Annotated in this window: 23 protein-coding genes; 11 read left to right on the top strand and 12 right to left on the bottom strand. The window is 70.7% G+C overall.

Annotated features, from left to right (window positions below):
• Positions 1-14 precede the first annotated feature (14 nt).
• Positions 15-1,424 (top strand): DNA repair protein RadA, encoded by a 1,410-nt coding sequence (gene radA, locus EOT10_RS36065; protein WP_127832609.1) that lies wholly within the window; start codon positions 15-17, stop codon positions 1,422-1,424.
• 124 nt (positions 1,425-1,548) lie between these two features.
• Positions 1,549-2,673: a DNA integrity scanning diadenylate cyclase DisA gene (gene disA, locus EOT10_RS36060; protein WP_127832608.1), complete on the top strand. Its 1,125-nt coding sequence runs from the start codon at positions 1,549-1,551 to the stop codon at positions 2,671-2,673.
• A 168-nt stretch (positions 2,674-2,841) separates the two neighbouring features.
• Here the strand turns inward: disA and EOT10_RS36055 are convergent, their stop codons facing one another.
• Positions 2,842-3,645, bottom strand: a complete 804-nt coding sequence (locus EOT10_RS36055) for a hypothetical protein (RefSeq protein ID WP_127832607.1) — start codon at positions 3,643-3,645, stop codon at positions 2,842-2,844.
• Between the two features lie 199 nt (positions 3,646-3,844).
• Between EOT10_RS36055 and EOT10_RS36050 the strand changes: the two genes are divergently transcribed.
• Positions 3,845-4,495: a phosphatase PAP2 family protein gene (locus EOT10_RS36050; protein WP_127832606.1), complete on the top strand. Its 651-nt coding sequence runs from the start codon at positions 3,845-3,847 to the stop codon at positions 4,493-4,495.
• 30 nt (positions 4,496-4,525) lie between these two features.
• Here the strand turns inward: EOT10_RS36050 and EOT10_RS36045 are convergent, their stop codons facing one another.
• Positions 4,526-5,173: a response regulator transcription factor gene (locus EOT10_RS36045; protein ID WP_127832605.1), complete on the bottom strand. Its 648-nt coding sequence runs from the start codon at positions 5,171-5,173 to the stop codon at positions 4,526-4,528.
• Complete coding sequence (locus tag EOT10_RS36040; protein ID WP_127832604.1) at positions 5,170-6,747, bottom strand: sensor histidine kinase; 1,578 nt, start codon at positions 6,745-6,747, stop codon at positions 5,170-5,172. Before EOT10_RS36040 ends, EOT10_RS36045 begins: the two co-directional genes overlap by 4 nt.
• A 144-nt stretch (positions 6,748-6,891) precedes the next feature.
• Here EOT10_RS36040 and EOT10_RS36035 point away from each other — a divergent pair, with 144 nt between their 5' ends.
• From EOT10_RS36035 to cseC, 5 genes are all read left to right on the top strand, one after another.
• Positions 6,892-7,788, top strand: coding sequence for an HhH-GPD family protein (locus tag EOT10_RS36035; RefSeq protein ID WP_223281402.1), 897 nt, complete (start codon positions 6,892-6,894; stop codon positions 7,786-7,788).
• 268 nt (positions 7,789-8,056) lie between these two features.
• Complete coding sequence (locus tag EOT10_RS36030; protein WP_127832602.1) at positions 8,057-8,605, top strand: SigE family RNA polymerase sigma factor; 549 nt, start codon at positions 8,057-8,059, stop codon at positions 8,603-8,605.
• Complete coding sequence (locus EOT10_RS36025; protein WP_127832601.1) at positions 8,593-9,249, top strand: hypothetical protein; 657 nt, start codon at positions 8,593-8,595, stop codon at positions 9,247-9,249. The genes EOT10_RS36030 and EOT10_RS36025 overlap by 13 nt, the downstream gene beginning before the upstream one ends.
• 67 nt (positions 9,250-9,316) lie before the next feature.
• Positions 9,317-10,033, top strand: a complete 717-nt coding sequence (cseB, locus tag EOT10_RS36020; RefSeq protein WP_127832600.1) for a two-component system response regulator CseB — start codon at positions 9,317-9,319, stop codon at positions 10,031-10,033.
• Positions 9,922-11,514: a two-component system sensor histidine kinase CseC gene (gene cseC, locus EOT10_RS36015; RefSeq protein ID WP_431313362.1), complete on the top strand. Its 1,593-nt coding sequence runs from the start codon at positions 9,922-9,924 to the stop codon at positions 11,512-11,514. Before cseB ends, cseC begins: the two co-directional genes overlap by 112 nt.
• Positions 11,515-11,914: 400 nt before the next feature.
• On the opposite strand, the gene EOT10_RS36005 is transcribed toward cseC, so the two are convergent.
• Positions 11,915-13,606, bottom strand: coding sequence for an MDR family MFS transporter (locus EOT10_RS36005; protein WP_127832597.1), 1,692 nt, complete (start codon positions 13,604-13,606; stop codon positions 11,915-11,917).
• 186 nt (positions 13,607-13,792) lie between these two features.
• On the opposite strand from EOT10_RS36005, the gene EOT10_RS36000 reads away from it, so the two are divergent.
• Entirely contained in the window at positions 13,793-14,365 is a 573-nt protein-coding gene (locus EOT10_RS36000; RefSeq protein ID WP_127832596.1) for a TetR/AcrR family transcriptional regulator, read from the top strand.
• Positions 14,366-14,380: 15 nt separating this feature from the next.
• On the opposite strand, the gene EOT10_RS35995 is transcribed toward EOT10_RS36000, so the two are convergent.
• Positions 14,381-15,046: a M23 family metallopeptidase gene (locus EOT10_RS35995; RefSeq protein WP_127832595.1), complete on the bottom strand. Its 666-nt coding sequence runs from the start codon at positions 15,044-15,046 to the stop codon at positions 14,381-14,383.
• 461 nt (positions 15,047-15,507) lie between these two features.
• Here EOT10_RS35995 and EOT10_RS35990 point away from each other — a divergent pair, with 461 nt between their 5' ends.
• Positions 15,508-18,549, top strand: a complete 3,042-nt coding sequence (locus EOT10_RS35990) for an NACHT domain-containing protein (protein ID WP_127832594.1) — start codon at positions 15,508-15,510, stop codon at positions 18,547-18,549.
• A 67-nt stretch (positions 18,550-18,616) separates the two neighbouring features.
• Here the strand turns inward: EOT10_RS35990 and EOT10_RS35985 are convergent, their stop codons facing one another.
• The gene (locus EOT10_RS35985) at positions 18,617-21,142 is read right to left on the bottom strand and encodes an ATP-dependent Clp protease ATP-binding subunit (RefSeq protein ID WP_127832593.1); all 2,526 of its coding nucleotides are present in this window, start codon (positions 21,140-21,142) and stop codon (positions 18,617-18,619) included.
• Between the two features lie 442 nt (positions 21,143-21,584).
• Between EOT10_RS35985 and EOT10_RS35975 the strand changes: the two genes are divergently transcribed.
• The gene (locus EOT10_RS35975; RefSeq protein WP_127832592.1) at positions 21,585-22,187 is read left to right on the top strand and encodes an SCO3374 family protein; all 603 of its coding nucleotides are present in this window, start codon (positions 21,585-21,587) and stop codon (positions 22,185-22,187) included.
• Here EOT10_RS35975 and EOT10_RS35970 read toward each other — a convergent pair.
• From EOT10_RS35970 to EOT10_RS35945, 6 genes are all read right to left on the bottom strand, one after another.
• A complete protein-coding gene (locus EOT10_RS35970; protein WP_127832591.1) occupies positions 22,166-22,504 on the bottom strand; it encodes a histone-like nucleoid-structuring protein Lsr2 in 339 nt (112 codons plus the stop codon). The two genes, EOT10_RS35975 and EOT10_RS35970, sit on opposite strands and share 22 nt — an antisense overlap.
• Before the next feature lie 236 nt (positions 22,505-22,740).
• Positions 22,741-23,283: an amino-acid N-acetyltransferase gene (locus tag EOT10_RS35965; RefSeq protein WP_127832590.1), complete on the bottom strand. Its 543-nt coding sequence runs from the start codon at positions 23,281-23,283 to the stop codon at positions 22,741-22,743.
• A gap of 9 nt (positions 23,284-23,292) precedes the next feature.
• Positions 23,293-23,739 carry a BlaI/MecI/CopY family transcriptional regulator gene (locus tag EOT10_RS35960; RefSeq protein WP_431313361.1) on the bottom strand — a complete coding sequence of 149 codons (447 nt, stop codon included), beginning with the start codon at positions 23,737-23,739 and terminating at the stop codon, positions 23,293-23,295.
• A 132-nt stretch (positions 23,740-23,871) separates the two neighbouring features.
• A complete protein-coding gene (locus EOT10_RS35955; protein WP_127832588.1) occupies positions 23,872-24,054 on the bottom strand; it encodes a hypothetical protein in 183 nt (60 codons plus the stop codon).
• A gap of 13 nt (positions 24,055-24,067) precedes the next feature.
• A complete protein-coding gene (locus EOT10_RS35950) occupies positions 24,068-24,703 on the bottom strand; it encodes a hypothetical protein (protein WP_223281401.1) in 636 nt (211 codons plus the stop codon).
• A 105-nt stretch (positions 24,704-24,808) separates the two neighbouring features.
• Entirely contained in the window at positions 24,809-25,201 is a 393-nt protein-coding gene (locus EOT10_RS35945; RefSeq protein WP_127832587.1) for a hypothetical protein, read from the bottom strand.
• Positions 25,202-25,290: the final 89 nt, after the last annotated feature.

The following is a 25,290-nucleotide window of genomic DNA, read 5'->3' as shown; positions in this document are numbered from 1 at the left end:
TTACGGTTCCGTGCATGGCAGCCCGTACGAAAACCGCTAAGGACCGCCCGTCCTACCGCTGCACCGAGTGCGGCTGGCAGACGGCGAAATGGCTGGGCCGCTGCGGCGAGTGCCAGGCGTGGGGGACGGTCGAGGAGTACGGCGCGCCCGCCGTGCGGACGACCGCGCCCGGCCGGGTCACGACGTCCGCCGTCCCCATCGGCCAGGTCGACGGGCGGCAGGCCACCGCCCGCTCCACCGGCGTGCCCGAGCTCGACCGGGTCCTCGGCGGGGGCCTCGTCCCCGGCGCCGTCGTCCTGCTCGCGGGCGAGCCCGGCGTGGGCAAGTCCACCCTCCTGCTCGACGTCGCCGCCAAGGCCGCCAGCGACGAGCACCGCACGCTGTACGTCACGGGCGAGGAGTCGGCGAGCCAGGTCCGGCTGCGCGCCGACCGCATCAAGGCCATCGACGACCATCTCTATCTCGCCGCCGAGACCGATCTGTCCGCCGTCCTCGGGCACTTGGACGCGGTCAAGCCCAGCCTCCTGATCATGGACTCCGTACAGACCGTCGCCTCCCCGGAGATCGACGGCGCCCCCGGCGGCATGGCCCAGGTCCGCGAGGTCGCCGGCGCCCTGATCCGCGCCTCCAAGGAGCGCGGCATGGCCACCCTCCTCGTGGGCCACGTCACCAAGGACGGCGCGATCGCGGGACCCCGCCTCCTGGAGCACCTGGTGGACGTCGTCCTGTCCTTCGAGGGCGACCGGCACGCGCGCCTGCGCCTCGTCCGCGGCGTGAAGAACCGGTACGGGACGACCGACGAGGTCGGCTGCTTCGAGCTGCACGACGAGGGGATCACCGGACTCGCCGACCCCAGCGGACTGTTCCTCACGCGCCGCGACGAGCCCGTCCCCGGGACGTGTCTCACCGTCACCCTGGAGGGGCGGCGGCCTCTTGTCGCCGAGGTCCAGGCGCTCACCGTCGACTCCCAGATCCCGTCCCCGCGCCGCACCACGTCCGGCCTGGAGACCTCCCGCGTCTCGATGATGCTGGCCGTCCTGGAGCAGCGGGGGCGGATCAGCGCGCTGGGCAAGCGCGACATCTACTCCGCGACCGTGGGCGGCGTGAAGCTCTCCGAGCCCGCCGCGGACCTCGCCATCGCTCTCGCGCTGGCCAGCGCCGCCAGCGACACCCCGCTCCCCAAGAATCTCGTCGCGATCGGTGAGGTGGGCCTCGCGGGCGAGGTCAGACGCGTGACCGGAGTGCAGCGCCGCCTCGCCGAGGCGCACCGGCTCGGCTTCACGCACGCGCTCGTGCCGAGCGATCCGGGCAAGGTGCCGGCCGGTATGAAGGTCACCGAAGTCGCCGACATGGGGGACGCTCTGCGGGTGCTGCCCAGGAGCCGTCGCCGAGAGGCCCCACGGGAGACGGAGGAGCGCCGGTAGACTTTGCCCTGGTCTCGCCCATGCGTACGAACCCAGGGCATTCAAGATCGGTGATATTCGCAAGATTATTCGCACGATCTGGGACATCTGCGATATCTGCGACATCTGCGACCGGAGGAGTGCAGTGGCAGCCAACGACCGGGCAGCAGCTCCCGGAAAGTCCGGCGGGAGCTCCGGTGCCGATGGGCTGATGCGCGCCTCACTGAGCGCGGTCGCGCCCGGTACGGCGCTGCGTGACGGCCTGGAGCGAATCCTCCGCGGCAACACCGGCGGACTCATCGTTCTCGGCTGGGACAAGACCGTCGAGTCGATGTGTACCGGCGGCTTCATCCTGGACGTCGAGTTCACGGCGACGCGGCTGCGCGAGCTGTGCAAGCTCGACGGCGGCATCGTCATCGACAAGGACATCACCAAGATCCTTCGGGCGGGCGTCCAGCTGGTCCCCGACCCCACGATCCCCACGGAGGAGACCGGCACCCGGCACCGCACCGCGGACCGTGTGAGCAAGCAGGTCAGCTTCCCGGTGGTCTCGGTCTCACAGTCCATGCGGCTGATCGCGCTGTACGTGGACGGCCAGCGGCGCGTCCTGGAGGACTCGGCCGCGATCCTCTCCCGCGCGAACCAGGCGCTCGCGACCCTCGAGCGGTACAAGCTCCGCCTCGACGAGGTCGCCGGGACGCTCTCGGCCCTGGAGATCGAGGATCTCGTGACCGTGCGGGATGTGACCGCGGTCGCGCAGCGCCTCGAGATGGTGCGGCGCATCGCCACCGAGATCGCCGAGTACGTGGTGGAACTCGGCACGGACGGGCGGCTCCTCGCCCTCCAGCTCGACGAGTTGATCGCCGGAGTGGAGCCCGAGCGGGAACTCGTCGTACGGGACTACGTGCCCGAGCCCACGGCCAAGCGGTCCCGCACGGTCGACGAGGCCCTCTTCGAGCTCGACGCCCTGACACACGCGGAGCTTCTCGAACTGCCCACGGTGGCACGTGCGTTGGGCTACACCGGGTCGCCGGAGACGCTGGACTCCGCCGTGTCGCCTCGCGGCTTCCGGCTGCTGGCGAAGGTGCCGCGGCTGCCCGGGGCGATCATCGACCGCCTCGTCGAGCACTTCGGAGGGCTGCAGAAGCTGCTCGCCGCGAGCGTGGACGACCTGCAGACGGTCGACGGCGTCGGCGAGGCCCGTGCGCGCAGCGTGCGCGAAGGACTCTCCCGGCTGGCCGAGTCCTCGATCCTGGAGCGTTACGTCTAGACGGCCTGGACACCGCGACGGCGCTGCCGACACTGTCGGCACTGTCGGCACTGCCTGGACATCACAAACGCCCGGGGGCGATCAGCCTCCGGGCGTTTGCGATGTCCGGGCCGCCCCACTCCACCCCGTGGCGCGACGCTCAGCCCTCGACGCTCAGTCCTTCGGCGCTCAGTCCTTCGACAGGACGAACGACGTCTGGACCTTCGGGAGTTGGGCCGCCTTGACCTCCACCAGGTACGTGCCGGGTGTCGCCGGGCCCGCGGTCGGCGTCGCGCACTGGGCGGCGCTCGCGTTGCGGTTCCATTCCACCGTGTGCGTGGTGTGGCCTCCGGCCGGTACGCGCAGCAGCAGGCTGCCGGGGGTCTTGGGGCAGTCCTCGGAGGACCAGATCTGGGTGTCGCTGTCCGCCTGAGTGATCGTCAGGACCGCGTTCTTCGGGCCCAGATCGACCTTGCAGTCCTTGGCCGTCGTGTTCTTGGCCGTCAGCTCGAACTTCGGCTTCTCGTCCGGCGCGTAGGTGTTGTGGACGCTGCGCAGCGTCAGGGTCACACCGCCCGCGGTGCAGTCCGGGAGGCTGGAGCCGACGGGGAGCCGGGAGCCCGCGCCGCCGCCGCCCTTCGCGCCGTCCTCGGTCCCGGCGCCGCCGCCCTGGCCCGAGCCGGAGCCGTCGCCGTTGCCCCCGTCGGACCCGTCAGAGGCACCGCCGCCACCACTGCCGCCGCCCGACTCGTCGCGGCCGCCGGGGTGTTCACTGATCGCGGGGCCGGATCCCGAGGGGCCGGGCGTGATGGAAGAGGGCGCGCTGTCCTTGCCGTTCGACCCACCGGCGCTGTTCTTGCTGCCTCCGCCACCGGAGTTGACGGCCCATACGATCAGCAGCGCGAGCAGCGCCATCGTGGACAGCAGAACGGCCCTCCGGCGCCAGTAAATGGTGGAGGGAAGCGGCCCGATCGGATTGCGCAGAGATCCCACGGCGCAAACTGTACGAGAGATCCGCCGGTTCTCCCGCCCCCACCCGCCGCCTCGGGCGCGAGTTTTGCGGATCATAGTCCCGGGCGGCCCGGCGCGCACGCCCAGCCGGTGCGCAGGGAGGACCCCTGTCGATCGTCAGGTGGGGGACGCGACCATCGCGGGATGTGACAGCGGCCGGGTATTACGTACTGTCCGTGAGATGGGAACCATGGACTCCGATCTCTATCGCGACATCACACGCTTCGCCCACGACACCCCGTCGTGGTTCCAGCACCTCATGGAAGCGTTCACCGAGCTGGGCCTTCTGCTCTTCGCCGCACTCTTCGTGGTCGCCTGGTGGCGGGCCCGGCGCGGTGACCCGCGGGCCCTCGCGGTCGCGGTGCTCGCCCCGCTGGCCACCGGTGTGGCCTATGTGTGCAGCGAGCTGGTCAAGTCCGGCATCGACGAGGAGCGTCCCTGCCGGGCCGTCTCCGGCGCCCTGACGTCTCTCGTCGCCTGTCCGCCGCACGGCGACTGGTCCTTCCCGAGCAATCACGCCACGATCGCGGCCTCCGCCGCCGTCGGTCTCGCGCTCGCCTGGCCCGCGATCGGCTGGCTCACCGTTCCGATCGCGCTCCTCATGGCGTTCTCCCGCGTCTTCGTCGGCGTGCACTACCCGCACGACGTGGCCGTGGGTCTGGTGCTCGGCGCGCTCGTCTCGTTCCTCGTCGTGCGGCTGCTGACGGCGGGCGGTACCCGGGTCGCCGTCTCGATGCGCGGGTCCGGGAACGGGGCCGTGCGGTGGTTCGCCGGGCCGAGTGCCGGTGAGATGCCGGTGGTCGGCGCTCCGCGGCACGCCAACCGGCGCTGATCAGACCAGGCCCGGTCGGACCAGGCCCGGTCAGACCAGGCCCGCCTCGTACGCCACGATCGCCGCCTGCACACGGTTGCGGACCTCCAGACGGTCGAGGACCGCGCTGACGTAGGCCTTCACCGTGCCTTCGACCAGGTGCAGGCGGTGGGCGATCTCCGGGTTGGACAGGCCCGCGCCGACCAGGCCGAGCACCTCGCGTTCGCGTGGTGTGAGGGTGGCCACACGGGCGCGGGCGGCGGCCTCGCGGCCGAGGCGCTGCGCCCCGAAGCCGTCGATGACATGGCGTGCGACTTTCGGAGACAGGAATGCCGCGCCGTCCGCCACGGCCCTGACGCCCGCCATCAGTTCATGGGGGTCACCGGACTTCAGGAGGAAGCCGGTGGCCCCGCCGGCCAGGGCGCGGGCGACGTACGCGTCCTCGGAGAACGTCGTCAGCATGGCGACCGCCGTGCCCGGCACGCCCCGGACGATCTCCTCGGCCGCGGCCAGGCCGTCCAGGCGCGGCATCCGGATGTCGAGGAGCGCCACGTCGGGGCGGTGGGCGTGGGCGAGGCTCACGGCGTCACGGCCGTCCGCCGCCTCCGCGACCACCTCGAAGTCGCCGCCCGCGGCGAGGATGGCACTGACGCCCGCCCGGATCATGGCCTCGTCGTCGGCCAGCAGTACGCGGATCATCGCGCCCATTGTTCTTCCTCCTCGTGCACCTGGTCGGCGGTGCCCGCCCTCGGGATCACAGTCTTGTCGACCAGTTCGTGCCGTCCGTCCCGCGTGAAGCAGAGCCTGAAGTGCTCCACGGGGACGAAGAGTTCGCCGCTCGCCCGGTAGTAGCGGCAGTCCGTCGCCGGGGGCGGCGGGGTCGGGGCGCGGTCCGTCGGCGGGTCGCTGATCGTGCGGTCCGGCAGGACGACGTCCTGGAGCGACGCCCCGACCCGCAGGCTCGTGTACGCGGCCGGCGTCAGCACCGCGTGCGTCTTCGTATACGCGTACCAGGCGAACGCCCCGCCGATCAGGACCGCGCTCACGGCCGCCGCCGCCCCGAACGCCACCCCCACCCGGCGGTTTGCGTGGCGTCGCGCCGACGTGAAGAGGGCGCCGGGGACGGGCTCGTCGGCGGGTGTGTGCGGGGCGGGGAGCCGGGCCGTCACGCGGAAGCCCTCCTCGTGCGGTCCGGCCGCGAAGGTGCCGCCGAGCGCCGTGACGCCGGCCCGCAGGCCGATGAGGCCCGTACCGCTGCCGGCCGGGCCGGGGCGGTGCAGGGGGCGGCCGTTGGTGATCTCGACGGTCGTCCCGCGGTCGTCGCGCGCGTGCTCGACGGTGACGGGGGCGCCGGGGGCGTGCTTGGCGGCGTTGGTGAGGGCTTCCTGGACCACCCGGTACGCGGTGCGAGTGGCGGCATCGGCGTCCTCGGGACCGGCCGTGCGCGGCGCGGCGGGAACGAGGGTCACCGGGAGGCCCGAGTCGGCGGCCCGCTCCACCAGGGCGGCGACGCTCTCGCCCGGCGGGGCCAGCGGCGCCGGTTCGTCGTCCTCGCGCAGCAGTCCGATGATGCCGTGCAGACGGTCCGTCGCGTCCGACGCGGCCGCGCGCAGTTCGGCGGCCGCCGTGCGGTGCGGGTGGCTCAGGCCCGGCGCGACCTGGAGGGCACCGGCGCGCAGCGCGATGAGGCTCAGTTCGTGGCCCAGCGAGTCGTGCATGTCCTGGGCGATCCTGGCGCGCTCCCGCAGCCGGACCCGGTCGGCGACGATCCTGTGCTCGCGTTCGAGCTGCTCGGCGCGGGCCCAGCCGGCGGCGGTCAGCTCCCCGCTCTGGCGCCAGTAGCGGCCGATCAGCCAGGGGAAGACGGCCCCGAACAGCAACGTGCCCATGAGGACGAGCCACTCCGCGGCCGGATCGACCTGCCGTACCGCGATCTTGGCGGTGCCCGCCGCCGCGACCGCCGCGAACGAGAGCAGCGCGACGCCGGTCGCGGTGCCGCGCAGGCCCAGCAGGAAGGCGAAGACCGCCAGCGCGCAGCCGTACGACAGCGTGAAGAGGGACGGGGAGGCCACGAGGCCGGGCGCGGCGGCGAGCAGGAACGCCGTCGCGGGCCAGGTGCGGTGCAGCGTGGTCGCGGCGGCCAGGACGGCGAGGCCGGCGAGCTGGGCCCACAGCGGGCTCCGCTCGTGCAGCCCGAGCCGGTCGACGGCGAGGACGGGGACGGCCAGGACGGCCCAGAGCAGGGGTCCCCTGCCACGGCGTGGAGGTCTCACTTCTCCGAAGGTACAAGCGGTGTGCGGGCCGCCGCCCCTGCCGATCGTCAGGGTGGGCGTCAAGGCGGCGAGGCCGAGCCAACCCGTTTGCGCGGCACCCCGTACCCGCGCCGTACCCGCTCCCCGTGGCAGGATCGTCCTGCCATGACTGCGCCCTTGAAGACCAGCACCGAGTCCCTCCACGCCCCCGTCATCGACTGGTTCGCCGAGAACGCCCGCGACCTGCCGTGGCGGCGCCCCGACGCGGGCCCCTGGGGTGTGATGGTCAGCGAGTTCATGCTCCAGCAGACCCCGGTCAACCGCGTCCTCCCCGTGTACGAGCAGTGGCTCGCGCGGTGGCCGCGTCCCGCCGATCTGGCCGAGGAGGCGCCCGGCGAGGCCGTGCGCGCCTGGGGCAGGCTCGGCTATCCGCGCCGCGCGCTGCGGCTGCACGGCGCCGCCGTCGCCATAACGGAGCGGCACGGCGGCGACGTACCCTCCGGCCACGCCCAGCTGCTCGCGCTGCCCGGCATCGGCGAGTACACAGCCGCGGCCGTCGCGTCGTTCGCGTACGGGCAGCGGCACGCCGTCCTCGACACGAACGTGCGGCGGGTGTTCGCGCGCGTGGTGAGCGGGGTGCGGTACCCGCCGAACGCGACGACCGCGGCCGAGCGCAAGCTCGCCCGCGCGCTGCTGCCCGAGGAGGAGGCCACGGCGTCGCGCTGGGCGGCCGCCTCCATGGAGCTCGGCGCCCTCATCTGCACGGCGAAGAACGAGAGTTGCCACCGCTGCCCGATCGCCGCGCAGTGCGCGTGGCGCAACGCGGGCAAGCCCGAACACACGGGTCCGCCGCGCCGCGGGCAGACGTACGCGGGCACGGACCGGCAGGTCCGCGGGAAGCTGCTCGCCGTGCTGCGGGAGGCCGTCACGCCGGTGCCGCAGGCGGCGCTCGACCGTGTGTGGGACGAGCCGGTGCAGCGGGCACGTGCCCTGGACGGGCTGGTCGCGGACGGTCTCGTGGAGCCGCTTCCGGACGGTTTCTACCGGCTCCCGCTGAGCTGACACACGTGTGCCGGCACACGTGAGCCGGCACACGCTGACGGGCACCGCAGGACCCTGACTGGCACTGACGGACTCTGCCGGGCACTGACGGACGTATCTGTTTACCCACTCCTTACGGCTGTTACACAACCGACGGACAGCCGTGCGCCCTCCGCAGGCTGAAGCGGACAACCCCGTGACAACGCCTCCGTAGCTTCTTCCGTGTACCGATCACCCTCAGGTGACGGACGGGACAGCGCGAACAGGTCGCGAACGGGAGGCGGTTGGCATGGCGCACGGCGAGGTGCTCGAGTTCGAGGAGTACGTCCGCACCCGGCAGGACGCCCTGCTGCGCAGTGCCCGGCGCCTCGTGCCGGACCCCGTCGACGCGCAGGACCTGCTGCAGACCGCGCTCGTGCGGACGTTCGGCCGCTGGGACGGAATAGCGGACAAGCGCCTGGCCGACGCCTATCTGCGCCGCGTCATGATCAATACGCGTACGGAGTGGTGGCGCGCCCGCAAGCTCGAAGAGGTGCCCACCGAGCAGCTGCCCGACGCGAGTATCGAGGACTCGACCGAGCAGCACGCCGACCGCGCGCTCCTCATGGACGTCATGAAGGTGCTGGCTCCCAAGCAGCGCAGTGTCGTGGTGCTGCGACACTGGGAGCAGATGTCCACAGAGGAGACGGCCGCCGCCCTCGGCATGTCGGCCGGAACCGTGAAGAGCACGCTGCACCGGGCGCTGGCCCGGCTCCGCGAGGAGCTGGAGAGCCGCAGCCGCCACGAGTCCGGTCACCGCGCGCTCGACCGGGAGGAGACGGAGCGTTGCGCGGCCTAGGCATACGTGCCGGTCGGGTCCTGAGGGCGGGGAGTACGGCGGTGGCCGCGCTCGCCGCCGTCGGCCTTTTCCTCGGCGTCCTCACGGCCTGCTCGGCCGGCGGCACCGGCGCCCGCGACGAGGGGCCGGCCCGCACCGACCCGGTGGGCTCGGCCGCCCCGAAGGCGGAGTCGTCCGCCTCCTCCACGCCCGCGCCCAAGAAGGTGAACGCGGTCAGGCTCGTCAAGGACGACCCGGCCGTGAGCCCGGAGGTCAAGCGGGACCTGAAGCCGTGCGTGGGCAAGGAGTACCCGGTCGACGTGAGCTACGGGAATCTCACGGGCAACACGACGAACGACGTGGTGGTCAACGTGATGACCTGCGGAGACGCCGTCAGCATCGGCAGCTACGTGTACCGGGACGAGGGCGGCAGGTACACGAACGTCTTCAAGGCCGAGGAGCCTCCGGTGTACGCGGAGATAGACCGGGGCGACCTGGTCGTCACCAAGCAGGTGTACGAGAAGGGCGACTCGGTGTCCTATCCGTCGGGCGAGGACGTCCTGACGTACCGCTGGACCTCGGGCCGGTTCGCCGAGAAGGCCCGGACACACAGCGACTACAGCAACGCGGTGAACGGGGGCACCCCCGCCCCGTCCGACAACTGAGCGCCACGCCCACCTGACCTACCCCACTCACCCCACCCACCCGACCTACCAGGAGCAGCGGATTCGGATGGCAGAGCACACCCACGTCCTGTTCGTCGAGGACGACGACGTCATCCGCGAGGCCACCCAGCTCGCCCTCGAGCGGGACGGCTTCGTGGTCACGGCCATGCCGGACGGCCTGTCGGGCCTGGAGGCGTTCCGCGCCGACCGGCCCGACATCGCGCTGCTCGACGTGATGGTGCCGGGCCTGGACGGCGTGAGCCTGTGCCGCCGTATCCGGGACGAGTCCACCGTCCCCGTGATCATGCTGTCGGCGCGGGCGGACTCGATCGACGTGGTCCTCGGCCTGGAGGCGGGCGCCGACGACTATGTGACGAAGCCGTTCGACGGGGCCGTCCTCGTGGCCCGGATCCGGGCGGTCCTGCGGCGGTTCGGGCATGCGAGCGGGTCGGCGTCGGGTGCGGCCGCGGCGGCCCAGGAGGAGTCGGAGGCGGCGGGCGGCGTGCTGCGGTTCGGCGATCTGGAGATCGACACCGAGGGCATGGAGGTCCGCAAGGACGGCGCCCCGGTCGCGCTGACGCCGACGGAGATGCGGCTGCTCCTGGAGTTCTCGTCCGCCCCGGGCACGGTCCTCTCCCGCGACAAGCTCCTGGAGCGCGTGTGGGACTACGGCTGGGGCGGGGACACCCGCGTCGTCGACGTCCATGTGCAGCGGCTGCGCACGAAGATCGGCCAGGACCGGATCGAGACGGTCCGCGGCTTCGGCTACAAGCTCAGGGCCTGACGGCACGTGTCGGAGCGGGAAGTCCGAAGAACCGTTCACGCGCCCGGCCCCGTTGCCGGCCGCGTGGATCGCTGTCGTGCTCGTACGAGGGACGGGATCGGGATATGAAGGGGGCCGCCGCGACCGTACGCGCCCGGCTCGGGCGGCCGACGCCGCCCCTGCGACGGCTGCTCCCGGTGCTGCACACCGGGGTGCGCTGGAAGATCAGCGTCGCGATCGCCGTGGTCGGGGCGCTCGTCGCCGTCGCCCTGAGCCTCGTCGTGCACAACGCGGCCCGCGTCTCGATGCTGGACAACGCGCGCGACGTGCAGGACGAACGCATCCAGTTCGTGGCCCGCCAGTACGAGGCCACCGGGCGCGGCCTCCCCGTCGGCTTCAAGGTCGACGACCCCGGCATACCGCCGGACCTGCGCAAGAAGGCGATGGCCGGGCGGCGCGCCACCTTCATCTCCGAGCAGCCCGGCGGCGTACCCGACATATGGGCGGCCGTCCCGCTGGGCGACGGGCGCCTGTTGTCCGTGCACACCCGCTTCACCGACCGCAGCGCCACCGTCATGAAGGACCTCGACCAGGCGCTGATCATCGGCTCGATCTCGGTCGTCCTCGGTGGGTGCGCCCTCGGTGTGCTGATCGGCGGCCAGGTCTCCCGGCGGCTGCGCAAGGCGGCGTCCGCGGCCAGGGAGGTCGCGCAGGGCCGCACCGACGTCCGGGTCGGGGACGCCATCGGCGGCGTCGTACGCGACGAGACCGACGATCTCGCGCAGGCCGTGGACGCGATGGCCGACGCCCTCAAGCAGCGCCTCGAAGCGGAGCGCCGCGTCACCGCGGACATCGCGCACGAGCTGCGTACGCCGGTGACCGGGCTGCTCACCGCGGCCGAACTGCTGCCGCCGGGGCGCCCGAGCGAACTCGTCAGGGACCGGGCGCAGGCGATGCGCACGCTCGTCGAGGACGTACTCGAAGTGGCGCGCCTGGACAGCGCGGCCGAGCGGGCCGAACTCCAGGACATCCTGCTCGGCGAGTTCGTGACGCGGCGGGTCGGCGCCCGCCACACGGACGTACAGGTGAACGTGGTGCACGAGTCGGAGGTCACCACCGACCCGCGCCGCCTCGAACGCATCCTCTTCAACCTCCTCGCCAACGCGGCGAAGCACGGCCGGCCCCCGGTCGAGGTCAGCGTCGAGGGCCGGGTGGTACGCGTACGCGACCACGGCCCCGGCTTCCCGGAGGAACTGCTCGACGAGGGCCCGAGCCGCTTCCGCACGGGCGCGGCGGACCGCGCGGGCCACGGGCACGGCCTCGGCCTGACGATCGCGGCGGGCCAGGCACGGGTACTCGGCGCCCGCCTCACCTTCCGCAACGTGCGCCCACCGGGCACCCCCGCGGACACCCCGGCGGAGGGCGCGGTGGCTGTCCTCTGGCTCCCGGAACACGCCCCGACGAACACAGGCAGCTTCCCGATCCTGCGCCTGCCGGACTGAACCGGGCCCCCTCCAGGAGACGCCGCCGCTGACGCGGCGGGCGAACTCGGGGTCCCACGATTCACCCCGGTCCGGGGGCCACGATTCAGTCCGGTCCGGGGCCCACCATTCGCCCGGCCCGAGGCTCATCGTTCAGCCCGGTCCGGGGCCCACGATTCAGCCGGTCCGAGGCCCACCATTCACCCCGGTCCGGGCCCACCACTCAGCCCCTCCGGCGCTTGAGGAGCGGGGTCCGGGGCGGAGCCCCGGTTTCGGGAAGGGGCGGGCCTGGGGAAAGAAACCCCCTGCCCAGAGCCCCCCGATACGGCTCCCGGACACCGGCCCCAGAAACGACGAAGACCCCCGGCGCAGCCACCCGCACCAGAGGTCTTCCGAAGCCGCAGAACCGAAACGGCCCCGCTCACACAGTCTTGGCCATATCGACGGCCTTCACGTCACCACCAGCCCCGTCGGACACCGCCCCGTCCTCCGACGAGCTCGCCGCCCCCTTGGCCTGCCCAGAACCCCCCTTGGCGGACCCAGCGCCCCCCTCGGCCGGACCGGCCCCCCGCAACGGCACCTCCTTCACAAAGAACGCCGCAACCAGCGCCGCCACCGCAACCGCCGAACCCAACAGGAACGCCGAGTGCGTACCGGCCGACACAGCGTGCTCATACGCATCGCGGACCACACCCGGCAGCTTGGCCAGGCTCGCGGCATCCAGCTGCGCGGACTGCTCCGTGATCTTGCCCCCCAACGCCCCGGCCCGCTCGGCCATCACGTCCTGGACGCGGTGGTTGAAGAGCGCGCCCATGATCGCGACGCCGAAGGAGGAGCCGAGCGTACGGAACAGGGTCGTGGAGGACGAGGCGACGCCCATGTCCTTCATCTCGACACTGTTCTGCGCGACCAGCATCGTGATCTGCATCAGGCAGCCCATGCCCGCGCCGAGCACGGCCATGTACAGGCCGGAGGTGACCCGCGTCGTCTCCGTGTCCATCTGCGCGAGCAGGAAGAGCCCGGCGATCATCAGCACGGTGCCGACCAGCGGGAACACCTTGTACTTGCCGGTGTTGGTGGTGACCCGGCCCGCGACCAGCGAGACGACCATCATCGAGAGCAGCATCGGCAGGAGCAGCAGCCCGGAGTTGGTCGCGTCCGCGCCCTGCACGGACTGCTGGTAGAGCGGCAGGAAGAGCACCGCGCCGAACATCACGAAGCCGGTGATGAAGCCGATGAGGGACATCACGGTGAAGTTGCGGCTGCGGAAGATGTGCAGCGGCATGATCGGCTCGGCCGCCTTCGTCTGGACGAAGACGAAGCCGACGAGCGCGGCGACCCCGATGCCGATGAGCTCCATGATCACGGCGGAGCCCCAGGCGTACTGCGAGCCGCCCCAGGTCGTCACGAGCACGATCGACGTGATGCCGACGGTGAGCAGCGCGGTGCCGAGGTAGTCGATCTTGCCCTTCGACCGCTTCTTCGGCAGGTGCAGGACGGTGCTCACCATGACGAGGGCGACGACGCCGAGCGGCAGGTTGATGTAGAAGGACCAGCGCCAGCCCCAGTTGTCGGTGATGACTCCGCCGACGAGCGGTCCGCCGATCATGGCGAGCGCCATGACGCCGGCCATCATGCCCTGGTACTTGCCGCGTTCCCGGGGCGGGATCAGGTCACCGATGATCGCCATGACGCCGACCATCAGGCCACCGGCGCCGAGGCCCTGGATCGCGCGGAACGCGATGAGCTGCGTCATGCCGTCGGCCATGCCGCTGAGCCCGGAGCCGATCAGGAAGATCACGATCGAGGTCAGGAAGGCGCCCTTCCTGCCGTACATGTCGCCGACCTTGCCCCAGATAGGGGTGGAGGCGGCGGTCGCGAGCGTGTATCCGGTCACGACCCACGAGAGGTGCTCGAGGCCGCCCAGGTCGCCGACGATCGTGGGCATCGCGGTGCCGACGATCATGTTGTCGAGCATCGCGAGCAGCATCGCGATCATCAATGCCATCAGGACGACGCGCACGCTGCGCTGCCGCGGCTGCTTACCGCCCTCGGGGCCACCCTCGCGGCCGCCCCCTCCGCTGTCCACCACCGCTGTTCCCGTCTCCGCCATCACGTTCCCCACTCCCCGGTCATCCACCTGCATCCGCCGCCGGCGGCTACTTACTTGCCGCCCGGCAAGCTGACTACACTGAGGGAAGATAGAGCGCTAACTAGCCGGGCGTCAAGTAAGTTTTTCCCGGCCCCCTTCCCGGTCCCCCTCCGGGCCCCGCGACCAGCACGAAGGAGCAGCCACACGATGGGCAGCAGCAAGCAGCGCCGCGGGAACACGCGGCAGCGCATCCAGGACGTGGCGCTGGAACTGTTCGCCGAGCAGGGCTACGAGAAGACCTCACTGCGGGAGATCGCCGAGCAGCTGGACGTGACCAAGGCGGCGCTCTACTACCACTTCAAGACCAAGGAAGACATCGTCGTCAGCCTCTTCGAGGACCTGACGAAGCCCATCGACGAGCTGATCGAGTGGGGCCGGGAGCAGCCCTCCACCCTGGACACCAAGCAGCAGCTCATCGAGCGCTACAGCCTGGCGCTCGCCGGCGCGGCGCCGCTCTTCCGCTTCATGCAGGAGAACCAGGCGACCATGCGTGAGCTGAGCATCGGCGAGATGTTCAAGGACCGTATGACGACGCTCCTCGACCAGCTGCTGCCGCCGGACGCGACGATGACCGAGCGGGTCCGCTGCTTCAGCGCGATCTTCTCGATGCACGCGGGTCTGTTCGTCCTGAAAGACGTCGAAGGCGACCCCGAGGAGAAGCGCAAGGCCATCCTCGAGGTCGCCACCGATCTCATCACTCAGGCCCACAGGGCCGACTGAGCTCTCGTACTACGGTCAGACCTTGACGCCCACCGAGTGCAGGAAGGCGACCGGATTGATCGCCGAGCCGTAGTTCGGGGTCGTACGGATCTCGAAGTGCAGGTGCGGGCCGCTGGAGTTGCCGGTGTTGCCGGAGCGCGCGATGTGCTGACCGGTGGACACCTTCTGGCCGACGCGCACGTCGATGCGGGACAGGTGCGCGTACTGCGAGTACTTGCCGTTGCTGTGCTTGATGACGATGGCGTTGCCGTACGCCGGACCGTCACCGGCGCCGTTGCCGCCGGCCTTGACGACGGTGCCGCTGTGGGCGGCCATGACGTTCGTGCCCTGCGGCACGGCGAAGTCCTGGCCGGAGTGCTTGTGCGCCCACATGTTGCCGCCGAGGCCGAAGCCCGCGGACAGCTTGTAGGTCTTGACCGGGTCTATCCAGCTCGCGGCCTTCTTCGCGGCGGCCTTCTTGACCTGCGTGGCGTGCTGCTTCGCCTGGTCGGCGGCCTTGGCCTGCGCCTGGACGGAGGCGGCGGCCACGTGCGGCAGCGCGGCGGCCCCCTGAGTGCCTTCGGCGGCGACCGCGGCCCCGGCCCCCAGCAGCGTCGTGGCTCCGAGGGCGACGGTCACGACGGCCGCTCGCTTACGGAGCTGGGACGAGCCGGCGGAGAGGGTCATGGTGCGCTTCGACATTCGGGGTTACCTCCGGGTTGACGGGCGTGAATCCGCCCGGCACGCATTCGCCTCGTGCCGGGCTGGCCATTCATTGGTAACCCGAACGCCCATCTCGCCTCAAAGGCCCCACCTACTACCTAAAGTCGTACGAAAAGGTCACACCTTCAACGTCTTGACGCCCACGGATCACCCCTGCGATCTGTCGCTTTTGCTCCTCGATCCGAGGTTTAGACCCACTTCGCGCCCTTGCGCCCCGGCCTCCATCGGACTCTCACCCCACCGATCCAAGAATCGGACATTTCACCAGAACCCATCGATGACGTAACAAGCCTCCACCCCCGCAACCCCTCCACTATTTCGCCTAGTACCGGACAAAACGCCTGTGCGTCATGTCACCGGCAGGCAAGATCCAGAGCCCCGGGAATGTGACCGGGGCTACGCTGACAGGTCCGGATCATGGCCATCGGGGGGAACGTCAGATGGATCCCGCAGTCCTCGGAACACGCCTCGCGTCGAGCGTTCTCTCACCCCTGGTGAAGCAGCTCGTCACCCGGGACGGTCCCGGCGCCGGCCTCGTGGACCGGCCCGTACGCCTCTCCGGCCTCGTCAGCTTCCGGGGCGAGAAGCGGACCCTGGGCGAGAAGGACGTCGAGCGCCTGGCCGAGCGCCTTGTCCGCGAAGCCCTGGACTCCCCGGGCGAGCCCCCCTTCCCCGCCGACGAGCAGCTCCTGGTCACCACCACGCTCGCCCGCCGCCTCCTCGCCCTCGGTGACCTGGACATGGACGACGTCCAGGCGGTGCGCCTCGGCCACCGGGAGCTGGCCCGCGCCCTGCGCCGGGAGGCCCCCGCGCCCGGCCTCACCGCCGACGCCGCCTACTTCCTCGACTCGGTCACCGCGTGGGCGTGCCTGCACATCCTGCACTTCTTCACCCAGCGCTCCACGTTCGTGGCCCGCACCCTGGTCGAGCAGAGCCGGGCCCAGGCCGAGCTGATCGCCAAGGTCGACGCGCTGATCGCCCGTACACCGCCGCGCGACGCGCAGGACACCGCCTTCGAGGTCCGCTACCGCGCCCACCTCGCCCAGCGACACAACCGCGTGACCATCTTCGGCCTCGACCTGCACGACTCCCCCGACGTATGGCCGCTCGACGTCGCCTACCTCAGCCTCGAAGCCACGCGCGACGCCCGCCCCGACAGCGCGGTCGGCGAAGCGGCCGGACCGCAGGAGACCACGACCGTCCGGGTGGACGCCCGGGACGCGTTCGACGGCCACGACCGGGTCCTGCTGCGCGGCGAGGCGGGCTCCGGCAAGACCACCCTCATCCAGTGGCTGGCGATCACCACCACGGACCGCATCCCGTACGTGCTGCCGCTGCGCACCCTGATCCGCGCCTCGGGGCTCCCCTCCCCCGCCGCCTTCCTGACCGGCGCCGACTGCCCACACACCCCTCCCGACGGCTGGGCCGAGCGCGTCCTGACCGCGGGGCGTGGCCTCGTCATGGTCGACGGCCTGGACGAGGTTCCCTCCGCCGACCGCCCCCGCGTGCGCGACTGGCTGCTCGGTCTCGTCCGCGCCTTCCCCGGCAACCGCTGGCTGCTCACCGCCCGCCCCACCGCCGTACGCCCCCACTGGCTGGCCGGCGACGGGTTCGCCGAGCTGACCCTCGCGCCCATGGAGCGTCGCACGGTCGACGCGTTCGTCCGCCGCTGGCACAAGGCGGCCGACGCGCCGGAGCACGAGGAACCGCTCATGGACGCCCTGCGCACCAAGCCGGATCTCTCACAGCTCGCGACCAACCCCCTGATGTGCGGACTGATCTGCGCCCTCCATCGCGCGCGGCGCGGCTATCTGCCGCCGCGCCGCAAGGCTCTGTACGACGCCGCGCTCCAGATGATCCTCACCGAGCGCGACCGTCAGCGCCGCATGGGCGGGCTCGACGGGATCGAACTCGACACCGAGGACCAGACCGAACTCCTCCAGCGCCTCGCCTACTCCTTGGTCCTCGCGGGCCGCTCCGAGATGGACGAGTCGACCGCACTCACCCTGCTCGAAAGGGCACTGCCGTCCGTCCCCGACGCCGCGCGGCAGGGCGACGCACCCACGATCCTGCGCCACCTCCTGCTGCGCAGCGGCGTCCTGCGCAGCCCCGCCCCACAGGTCGTGGACTTCGCACACCGCACATTTCTGGACCACCTGGCGGCGCGCTACGCGGTCGAGGAGGGCCACCTCGACGTCCTGCTCGGCCACGCCGGCGACACACAGTGGGAGGACGTCGTGCGCATGGCGGTGGCGCACGCCCGCACCCGCGAGCGGACGACCCTGCTACGGGGCCTGCTCGCCGCGGACAGCCCACGGATGACGCTGCTCGCACTGGCGAGCCTCCAGGACGCGTCCGCCGTCGAACAGGAGGTCCTCGAAGAGGTCAGGCAGCGCGCCGCGGCCCTGGTCCCGCCCCGGACCCAGCAGGAGGCGGCACAGCTCGCGCAGGCGGGCCCGTTCGTCCTCGAACTCCTCCCCGGCCCCGTGGGCCTCACCGACGACGAGGCCCACGCGGTCGTGACCACGGCCTCCCTCATCGGCCACGAGGGCTCCCTGCCGGTCCTGAAGCGCTATCGCGCCCACGCGTCACTGGACGTACGGCGACAGCTCGTCGGCACCTGGCGAAGGTTCGACGCCCAGGAGTACGCGGACGAGGTGCTTGCCCACGTGGGGCGGGACCATCTCGACCTGACGGTGCGCAGCGAGGAACAGGTGCGGACGCTTCGGACGATGGCGCCGTGGGCGCGGCTCGAGCTCGACGGGGCGTATCCGCTCGACACGTTCATGGACGCCCTGGACCCGGCGACCACGCGGGACCTGACGCTGCGCGGCAACCCGTACCTGACGGACCTGCGGGAGCTGCAGGCTCTGCCGGCGCTGAAGTTCCTGGCGCTGATGTACTGCTCCGAGGTCCGTGACCTCGCGCCGCTCTCTTCGATGCGGCTGCACCATCTGTCCCTGATCCGACTGCCGTCGCTGCCGGCGCTTGCCGGCCTGAGCCGGGTGACCAGCCTCGCCTCGCTCAGCGTCGTCCAGCCGATCCCCGGAGACTCGCTCGCCGAGGCTCTGCCGGTCGGGGCCCCGCTCGAACAGCTCATCTTCGGTGACGGCGCCACCGGCACGACAGGTCTCACCGGCCTTGCCGAATTCCCGCACCTGAGCAGGCTGAACCTGTCCTACGGGCTGCCCCCGCTCGGCCCACGCGACTGGGAGGCGATCGCCACCCACCCCTCCCTCACCGACCTGTATCTGAGCAGTGCGCTGCTGTCCCCGCACGGACCGCCCACCGAACTGCCGGGGGTCCGCGTCCTCAATCTGTACCTGAGGACGGGCACCGAGGACGTCCCCGGCCTCGCACCGGCCGTCCCGTCCGCACACACCGTCCACGTCCACGGCCCCGCGCACGCTCTCGCCCCCGACCAGGTGTACGCCGAACTCTTCCCCCAGGCCGAAGTCACCGTCCACCGACGGGAGAGCTGAACGCGAAAAAGGGGCTGCCCGGGACCGAAGTCCCGGGCAGCCCCTTTCACTGGCGCACCCCGAAGGGTTACGCCTCCTTGCTCAGATTCGGACCGGCACCGCCGGCCGCCTGCTCGATCGGCGGGACGTCCGGCAGCGTGGACTTCTCCTCGCCGCGGAAGGTGAACGTCTTGGCGTCACCCTCGCCCTCCGTGTCGACGACCACGATGTGGCCCGGACGCAGCTCGCCGAAGAGGATCTTCTCGGAGAGCGAGTCCTCGACCTCGCGCTGGATCGTGCGACGCAGCGGACGCGCGCCGAGCACCGGGTCGTAACCCTTCTTGGCCAGCAGCTCCTTCGCGGACTGGCTGAGCTCGATGCCCATGTCCCGGTCCTTGAGGCGCTCGTCGACCTTGCCGATCATCAGGTCGACGATCTGCAGGATGTCGTCCTGGGTCAGCTGCGGGAAGACGACGACGTCGTCCACACGGTTGAGGAACTCGGGGCGGAAGTGCTGCTTGAGCTCGTCCGAAACCTTGTTCTTCATGCGCTCGTAGTTGGACTTCGTGTCGCCCTGGGCCGCGAAGCCGAGGTTGAAGCCCTTCGAGATGTCACGGGTTCCAAGGTTGGTCGTCATGATGATGACCGTGTTCTTGAAGTCCACGACGCGGCCCTGGGAGTCGGTCAGGCGACCGTCCTCCAGGATCTGCAGCAGCGAGTTGAAGATGTCCGGGTGGGCCTTCTCGACCTCGTCGAAGAGAACCACCGAGAACGGCTTGCGCCGCACCTTCTCCGTCAGCTGGCCGCCCTCTTCGTAGCCCACGTAACCGGGGGGCGAACCGAAGAGACGCGAGACCGTGTGCTTCTCGCTGAACTCCGACATGTCGAGGGAGATCAGCGCGTCCTCGTCACCGAAGAGGAACTCGGCGAGCGCCTTGGACAGCTCGGTCTTACCGACACCGGACGGGCCCGCGAAGATGAACGAGCCACCGGGGCGCTTCGGGTCCTTCAGACCGGCGCGCGTACGGCGGATCGCCTTCGAGAGCGCCTTGACGGCGTCCTTCTGGCCGATGACGCGCTTGTGGAGCTCGTCCTCCATGCGCAGCAGACGCGAGGACTCCTCCTCGGTCAGCTTGAAGACGGGAATGCCGGTCGCGGTCGCGAGGACCTCGGCGATCAGCTCGCCGTCGACCTCGGCGACGACGTCCATGTCGCCGGCCTTCCACTCCTTCTCGCGCTTGGCCTTCGCGGCGAGCAGCTGCTTCTCCTTGTCGCGGAGCGAAGCTGCCTTCTCGAAGTCCTGGGAGTCGATGGCCGACTCCTTGTCGCGGCGCACGCCCGCGATCTTCTCGTCGAACTCGCGGAGGTCCGGCGGCGCGGTCATCCGGCGGATGCGCATCCGGGAACCGGCCTCGTCGATCAGGTCGATCGCCTTGTCCGGCAGGAAGCGGTCCGAGATGTACCGGTCGGCCAGCGTCGCCGCCTGGACGAGGGCCTCGTCCGTGATGGAGACGCGGTGGTGGGCCTCGTACCGGTCGCGCAGACCCTTGAGGATCTCGATCGTGTGCGGCAGCGACGGCTCCGCGACCTGGATCGGCTGGAAGCGGCGCTCGAGCGCGGCGTCCTTCTCCAGGTGCTTGCGGTACTCGTCGAGCGTGGTCGCACCGATGGTCTGGAGCTCACCGCGGGCCAGCATGGGCTTCAGGATCGAAGCGGCGTCGATGGCGCCCTCGGCGGCACCCGCACCGACCAGCGTGTGCAGCTCGTCGATGAACAGGATGATGTCGCCGCGGGTGCGGATCTCCTTGAGGACCTTCTTCAGGCGCTCTTCGAAGTCACCGCGGTAGCGGGAGCCGGCGACCAGCGCGCCGAGGTCGAGGGTGTAGAGGTGCTTGTCCTTGAGGGTCTCGGGCACCTCGCCCTTGACGATGGCCTGCGCCAGGCCCTCGACGACGGCGGTCTTGCCGACGCCGGGCTCGCCGATGAGGACCGGGTTGTTCTTCGTGCGGCGGGACAGCACCTGCATGACCCGCTCGATCTCCTTCTCGCGCCCGATGACCGGGTCGAGCTTGGATTCACGGGCGGCCTGCGTGAGGTTCCGGCCGAACTGGTCGAGGACCAGGGACGTGGAGGGCGTGCCCTCGGCAGGACCACCGGCTGCGGCGGTCTCCTTGCCCTGGTAGCCGGAGAGCAGCTGGATGACCTGCTGCCGCACCCGGTTGAGATCGGCGCCCAGCTTGACCAGGACCTGGGCGGCGACGCCCTCGCCCTCACGGATCAGGCCGAGCAGGATGTGCTCCGTGCCGATGTAGTTGTGACCCAGCTGAAGAGCCTCGCGGAGCGACAGCTCCAGGACCTTCTTGGCACGGGGGGTGAAGGGAATGTGCCCGGACGGGGCCTGCTGGCCCTGGCCGATGATCTCCTCCACCTGCTGGCGGACCGCCTCGAGCGAAATCCCGAGGCTCTCCAGGGCCTTAGCGGCGACACCCTCACCCTCGTGGATCAGGCCCAGGAGGATGTGCTCGGTGCCGATGTAGTTGTGGTTGAGCATCCGGGCTTCTTCCTGAGCCAGGACGACAACCCGCCGCGCGCGGTCGGTGAACCTCTCGAACATCGTTAATCGCTCCTCAGAGCGGTCAGGCAGTAAGGGGACGCTCCCCTCCCTGTCCTTCCGCAGCTTAGTCCCGCAAGCGGGGACCGCTCATTCCAACTGCCGACACCCGGACCCCATCTCGGAGGTTCTCCTGCGCCGAACGCCGACAACTGCTCCAACACCGATGGTGCGAGACGATGTTCCCGCAGGCCAGGCAGTTACCCCCACCATCAGTACGCCGATGGCGAACGCAAGAGGCCCGAAACCCACGTGTCGCCCCTCTTCACTAGGGATGTCTTACCCGCCAGGAGTGACACTCCATGCGGCACACCCCCCTTCCCTCCGCTACGGGCGAACATCCTTGCGCCGCCGAATACGTCCGCACGCCCCCATTCGGGAAACCCTGCGCACACACGGCACAACGCTGCGTAACCCGGAAGGGTTCCCGGCGGTTGCTCCGGACATGGTCTCCATCGTTCCCACCGTGCCCGTGCCCCGTCGGCCGCTCGACGCGGGACGCCCCGTGCGCGCATCGCGGGAATGGCACGCGTGGCAGGAGTGGTACGAGAACGCGCTGGGCTGGGCCTGCGCGCCCGGCCCGCTGGGCCCGCAGCTGCTGACAGGCCTGCGCTTCGACGTGCTGGAGCTGCCCGCGGAGGCGGGACATTCCGTGCTGCGGCGTCTCGACCCCCGTTGCCCGGTGGCGCTACAGGGGGAGACGATGCGACTCCTGGTGGCCGCGGGCAGCGCCGAGGAGTTGCCTGGGCTGCTCGACTGGCTGGAGTGGGGGGCACTGCCCCTCGATCTCACCGTGGTCGGTGCGGGCGGGCGGATCGACGCGCCCGCGCCCCCGGGCTGTCCGGACCCGCAGGAGGCCGCTGTCTGGGTGCGGCCCCCCGAGCCCGGATGCGACGTGGAGCCGACGCTTCCGGCCCTGACGGCCCTGTCGGCCGTAGGGGGCGGTGGGGGCGCCCCCGGTCTCGTACGGCTGGTGGACGCGGCCGCGACCCAGTGTCACCGGATCCGGCTGCGACGTACCAGCGCTCAGCCGTTGGCCTTCTCGTAGGCCTCGCGGATGGACGCGGGAACGCGGCCGCGGTCGTTGACCTCGTAACCGTTCTCCTTCGCCCAGGCACGGATCTGCGCCGTGTCCTGGCTGCCGCCGGCCGCGGCCGCGCGCGCCTTGCCACGCCCGCCGGCCGCACGGCCTCCGGTGCGACGACCACCCTTGAGATACGGCTCAAGAAGTCCACGGAGCTTGTCCGCGTTGGCAGTGGTGAGGTCGATCTCGTAAGTCTTGCCGTCCAACGCGAACGTCACGGTCTCGTCCGCCTCGCCACCGTCGAGGTCGTCGACAAGAAGGACCTGAACCTTCTGTGCCACCGGATTTCCTTTCATCGATATCTGTAGGGCCGGACTCCACGACCTCAGTCGTCGAATCGCCGCCCCTTGTTATATGCAGTACTGCAGTACGTCGGAAAGCAAACCGCTTTTGCTGGAAAAACACAAACCCCTGGGAGAGATCCAGGAGAGACCAAGGGACCGGGAAGCCCGGAAAGATGCGCGTTTCGGACATAGGGCACCTGGGCAGGGTGCTGCTCAGGAATACCGCTTGAAGATCACAGATGCAGAAGCATCCGACTGTTGCCCAAGGTGTTCGGTTTCACTCGTTCGAGACCGAGGAACTCCGCGACACCCTCGTCATAGGAACGCAAGAGCTCGCTGTAGACATCGGTGTCGATCGTATCGACGGGTGCCTCTCCGATCTCCACGAAGCCGTGCTTCTGGAAGAACTCCACTTCGAAGGTGAGACAGAAAACCCGGCGAACACCGATCCAGCGCGCGGTCTGCAGCAACTTCTGCAGCAGTTGGTGCCCGACACCCGCGCCCCTGACCACCGGATTCACCGCGAGGGTGCGGACTTCCGCGAGGTCTTCCCACATGACGTGCAGGGCGCCGCAGCCGACGACCTCCGCGTTGTCGTCCCGTTCCGCGACCCAGAACTCCTGGATGTCCTCGTAAAGCGTCACCGTGGCTTTGTCGAGCAGGATCCCCTCACGGCTGTACGCGTCGAGGAGTCGGCGCACGGCCGGCACATCGGCCGTCCTCGCCCTGCGTACGGTGACTGCTTTTGCGGTGACATCGGGGAGCTGTGCTGGCATGAGCGGACGCTATCGCCCGGAGCCCTCGGCCGGTCCCCCGGGTCCTTCGGGTCCCCCGGGGCCTTCCGGCTCTCCAGGGTCTTCCGGCTCTTCGGGCCCTTCGGACTCGCGGGTCCCGGTGGACAGGCCCTGCGGTCCCTGCACCATGCGCACGGCGTCGTTCAGGGCTTCGCGTTGTTCCGGCGACATCATGCCGAAGAAGGCGACGAGAGCCGCGGCGGGGTTGTCGCTCTGGGACCAGGCGTCGTTCATCAGCGCGGCTGAGTACGCGGCGCGAGTGGAGACGGCCTCATATCGATAGGCCCGGCCTTCCGCTTCGCGGCGCACCCAGCCCTTCTGGTGGAGATTGTCCAAAACGGTCATGACCGTGGTGTACGCGATGGACCGGTCCTGCTGGAGGTCTTCCAGGACTTCGCGAACCGTCACGGGGCGGTTCCACTTCCACACCCGTGTCATCACTGCGTCTTCGAGTTCTCCCAATGGGCGCGGCACAAGTAGCACACTAGTGGCAGAAGTCGGCAATAGGGCACCGGACGTGGCGAACAGTGCCTGACAATGACAAAAAGGGCGCCCGGTGGGGCGCCCTTCTCAGATGTCGCTGGGCAGCGCGGTGGCCTGGCGGGCCGCCTCGGCGCGGGCGAGCGCGGCGTCGACGGCCGCGTCCTCCTTGGCCTTCTTGTCGCCGCCCTGGGACTTCACGATCGTCACGATGAGACCGATGAAGAAGGCGGCCATCACTACGGGGGGCGTGAGGGCGGAGACGTAGTCCATGCCCCCAGAGTAGCTATCCGACGGCGAGTTCCTTCGGCGGGGCCGCGGGCGGCGGCGCCGGGCGGCGCTTGGGCGGGAAGACCTCGGCCGGGGTGGGCATGGGACGCGGCGGGGCCGGGGGGCCGGCCGGGGGCTTGGGGGCGGATGCCGGCTTGCCGTCGGCGGCGAGGCCTCCGGGCAGGGCGAGCAGTCGGGTGCGGGAAGCCGGTACGCGGGGCTGCACGCGCGTCTGCGCGCGCACCTGCGTGCGGCCCTCCAGGCGGGCCCGCACGTCGCGCTCGGCGAGCGTGCGGCAGCGTTCGAGGAGGGTGGCGGCGGACGGGTTGCCGCGCAGGGCGCGCAGGGCGGCGAGGTCGTCGGCGCCGGGCCCGTAGCCCGCCGCGAGGGCCTCGTCGAGCAGGCTCAGGTAGCCGGTGGTGGTGCCGGGCAGGGCGGCCCGGTAGCGGGCCAGGTCGGCCAGCAGGAAGGCGCGGAGGCGGGCGCCTTCGTCGACTGCCTGGTCGACCGATTCGGCGAGCCTGAGGCAGTCCTGGACGTCCTGGGCGGAGACGGGACTGGGGTGAAGGGCAAGGGCGAGGGCGCGTCGGAGCACACGCAGCTCTTCAGCGCCGAACGCCATGCCGCCGCGGTTTCCGTATGGCGTGGGCATGGCCCGACGATACGCATCAAGTCGGACAAAATCGGCTTAACCGCCAATTCGCGGCGTGGCTCGCCTGTCGCGACCCCGACCCTGATCCGCCGGACACGCCCCAGGTCACTCCGCCCGGCGTCGCCACACGGCGAACACGATCGCGCCGACGCCGAGCGCGCCCGCGGCCGCCGTGGCCAGCCAGGGCAGGAATCCGGCACCCGTCGCCGACGTCACCGTCACGGACCCGGACGTGTCCGAAGCGCCGGGGCCGCCGGGCGTCGCGGCGACCGGATCCGCCGCGTCGATCACGAACGTGGCGTTCTCCGGCAGCGGGAGCCTTCGCGCGCCGTCGCCGGCGAAGTCGTGGCCCGCGCCGGGGGCGGTGGCCGTGCCCGCTTCCGGGGTGGCGACATAGACGTACGACCGGTGGGGCGCCGTGGGGACGTCCGCCGCGCGGGCCGTGGCGCTCGCCGGACCCGCCAGGGCCATCACCGTCGCAGCCATCACGGCCGTCACGGCCGCCGACCGTCCGCGCCTACGCCACATTTCGTCCCACGCCCGTCCTCCCGACTGCTCACGCCCCGTCTCCGCGGAGACGACCGCAG

Source organism: Streptomyces antnestii, from assembly GCF_004005495.1.
In the GTDB taxonomy this organism is placed as follows: Bacteria; Actinomycetota; Actinomycetes; order Streptomycetales; family Streptomycetaceae; genus Streptomyces; species Streptomyces antnestii.
This window is presented reverse-complemented; position numbering and strand designations above follow the sequence as displayed.

Bases quoted from the DNA above. Each gene is read 5' to 3' on its own strand.
- EOT10_RS35990 (WP_127832594.1), top strand. From the start codon at position 15,508: ATGGATCCCGCAGTCCTCGGAACACGCCTCGCGTCGAGCGTTCTCTCA.
- EOT10_RS35975 (WP_127832592.1), top strand. From the start codon at position 21,585: ATGGTCTCCATCGTTCCCACCGTGCCCGTGCCCCGTCGGCCGCTCGAC.
- cseB (WP_127832600.1), top strand. From the start codon at position 9,317: ATGGCAGAGCACACCCACGTCCTGTTCGTCGAGGACGACGACGTCATC.
- EOT10_RS36050 (WP_127832606.1), top strand. From the start codon at position 3,845: ATGGGAACCATGGACTCCGATCTCTATCGCGACATCACACGCTTCGCC.
- EOT10_RS36030 (WP_127832602.1), top strand. From the start codon at position 8,057: ATGGCGCACGGCGAGGTGCTCGAGTTCGAGGAGTACGTCCGCACCCGG.
- EOT10_RS35950 (WP_223281401.1), bottom strand. From the start codon at position 24,703: ATGCCCACGCCATACGGAAACCGCGGCGGCATGGCGTTCGGCGCTGAA.
- EOT10_RS35965 (WP_127832590.1), bottom strand. From the start codon at position 23,283: ATGCCAGCACAGCTCCCCGATGTCACCGCAAAAGCAGTCACCGTACGC.
- EOT10_RS35995 (WP_127832595.1), bottom strand. From the start codon at position 15,046: ATGTCGAAGCGCACCATGACCCTCTCCGCCGGCTCGTCCCAGCTCCGT.
- EOT10_RS35985 (WP_127832593.1), bottom strand. From the start codon at position 21,142: ATGTTCGAGAGGTTCACCGACCGCGCGCGGCGGGTTGTCGTCCTGGCT.
- EOT10_RS35955 (WP_127832588.1), bottom strand. From the start codon at position 24,054: ATGGACTACGTCTCCGCCCTCACGCCCCCCGTAGTGATGGCCGCCTTC.
- EOT10_RS36035 (WP_223281402.1), top strand. From the start codon at position 6,892: ATGACTGCGCCCTTGAAGACCAGCACCGAGTCCCTCCACGCCCCCGTC.
- EOT10_RS36000 (WP_127832596.1), top strand. From the start codon at position 13,793: ATGGGCAGCAGCAAGCAGCGCCGCGGGAACACGCGGCAGCGCATCCAG.
- EOT10_RS36045 (WP_127832605.1), bottom strand. From the start codon at position 5,173: ATGATCCGCGTACTGCTGGCCGACGACGAGGCCATGATCCGGGCGGGC.
- EOT10_RS35960 (WP_431313361.1), bottom strand. From the start codon at position 23,739: ATGACACGGGTGTGGAAGTGGAACCGCCCCGTGACGGTTCGCGAAGTC.
- radA (WP_127832609.1), top strand. From the start codon at position 15: ATGGCAGCCCGTACGAAAACCGCTAAGGACCGCCCGTCCTACCGCTGC.
- EOT10_RS36005 (WP_127832597.1), bottom strand. From the start codon at position 13,606: ATGGCGGAGACGGGAACAGCGGTGGTGGACAGCGGAGGGGGCGGCCGC.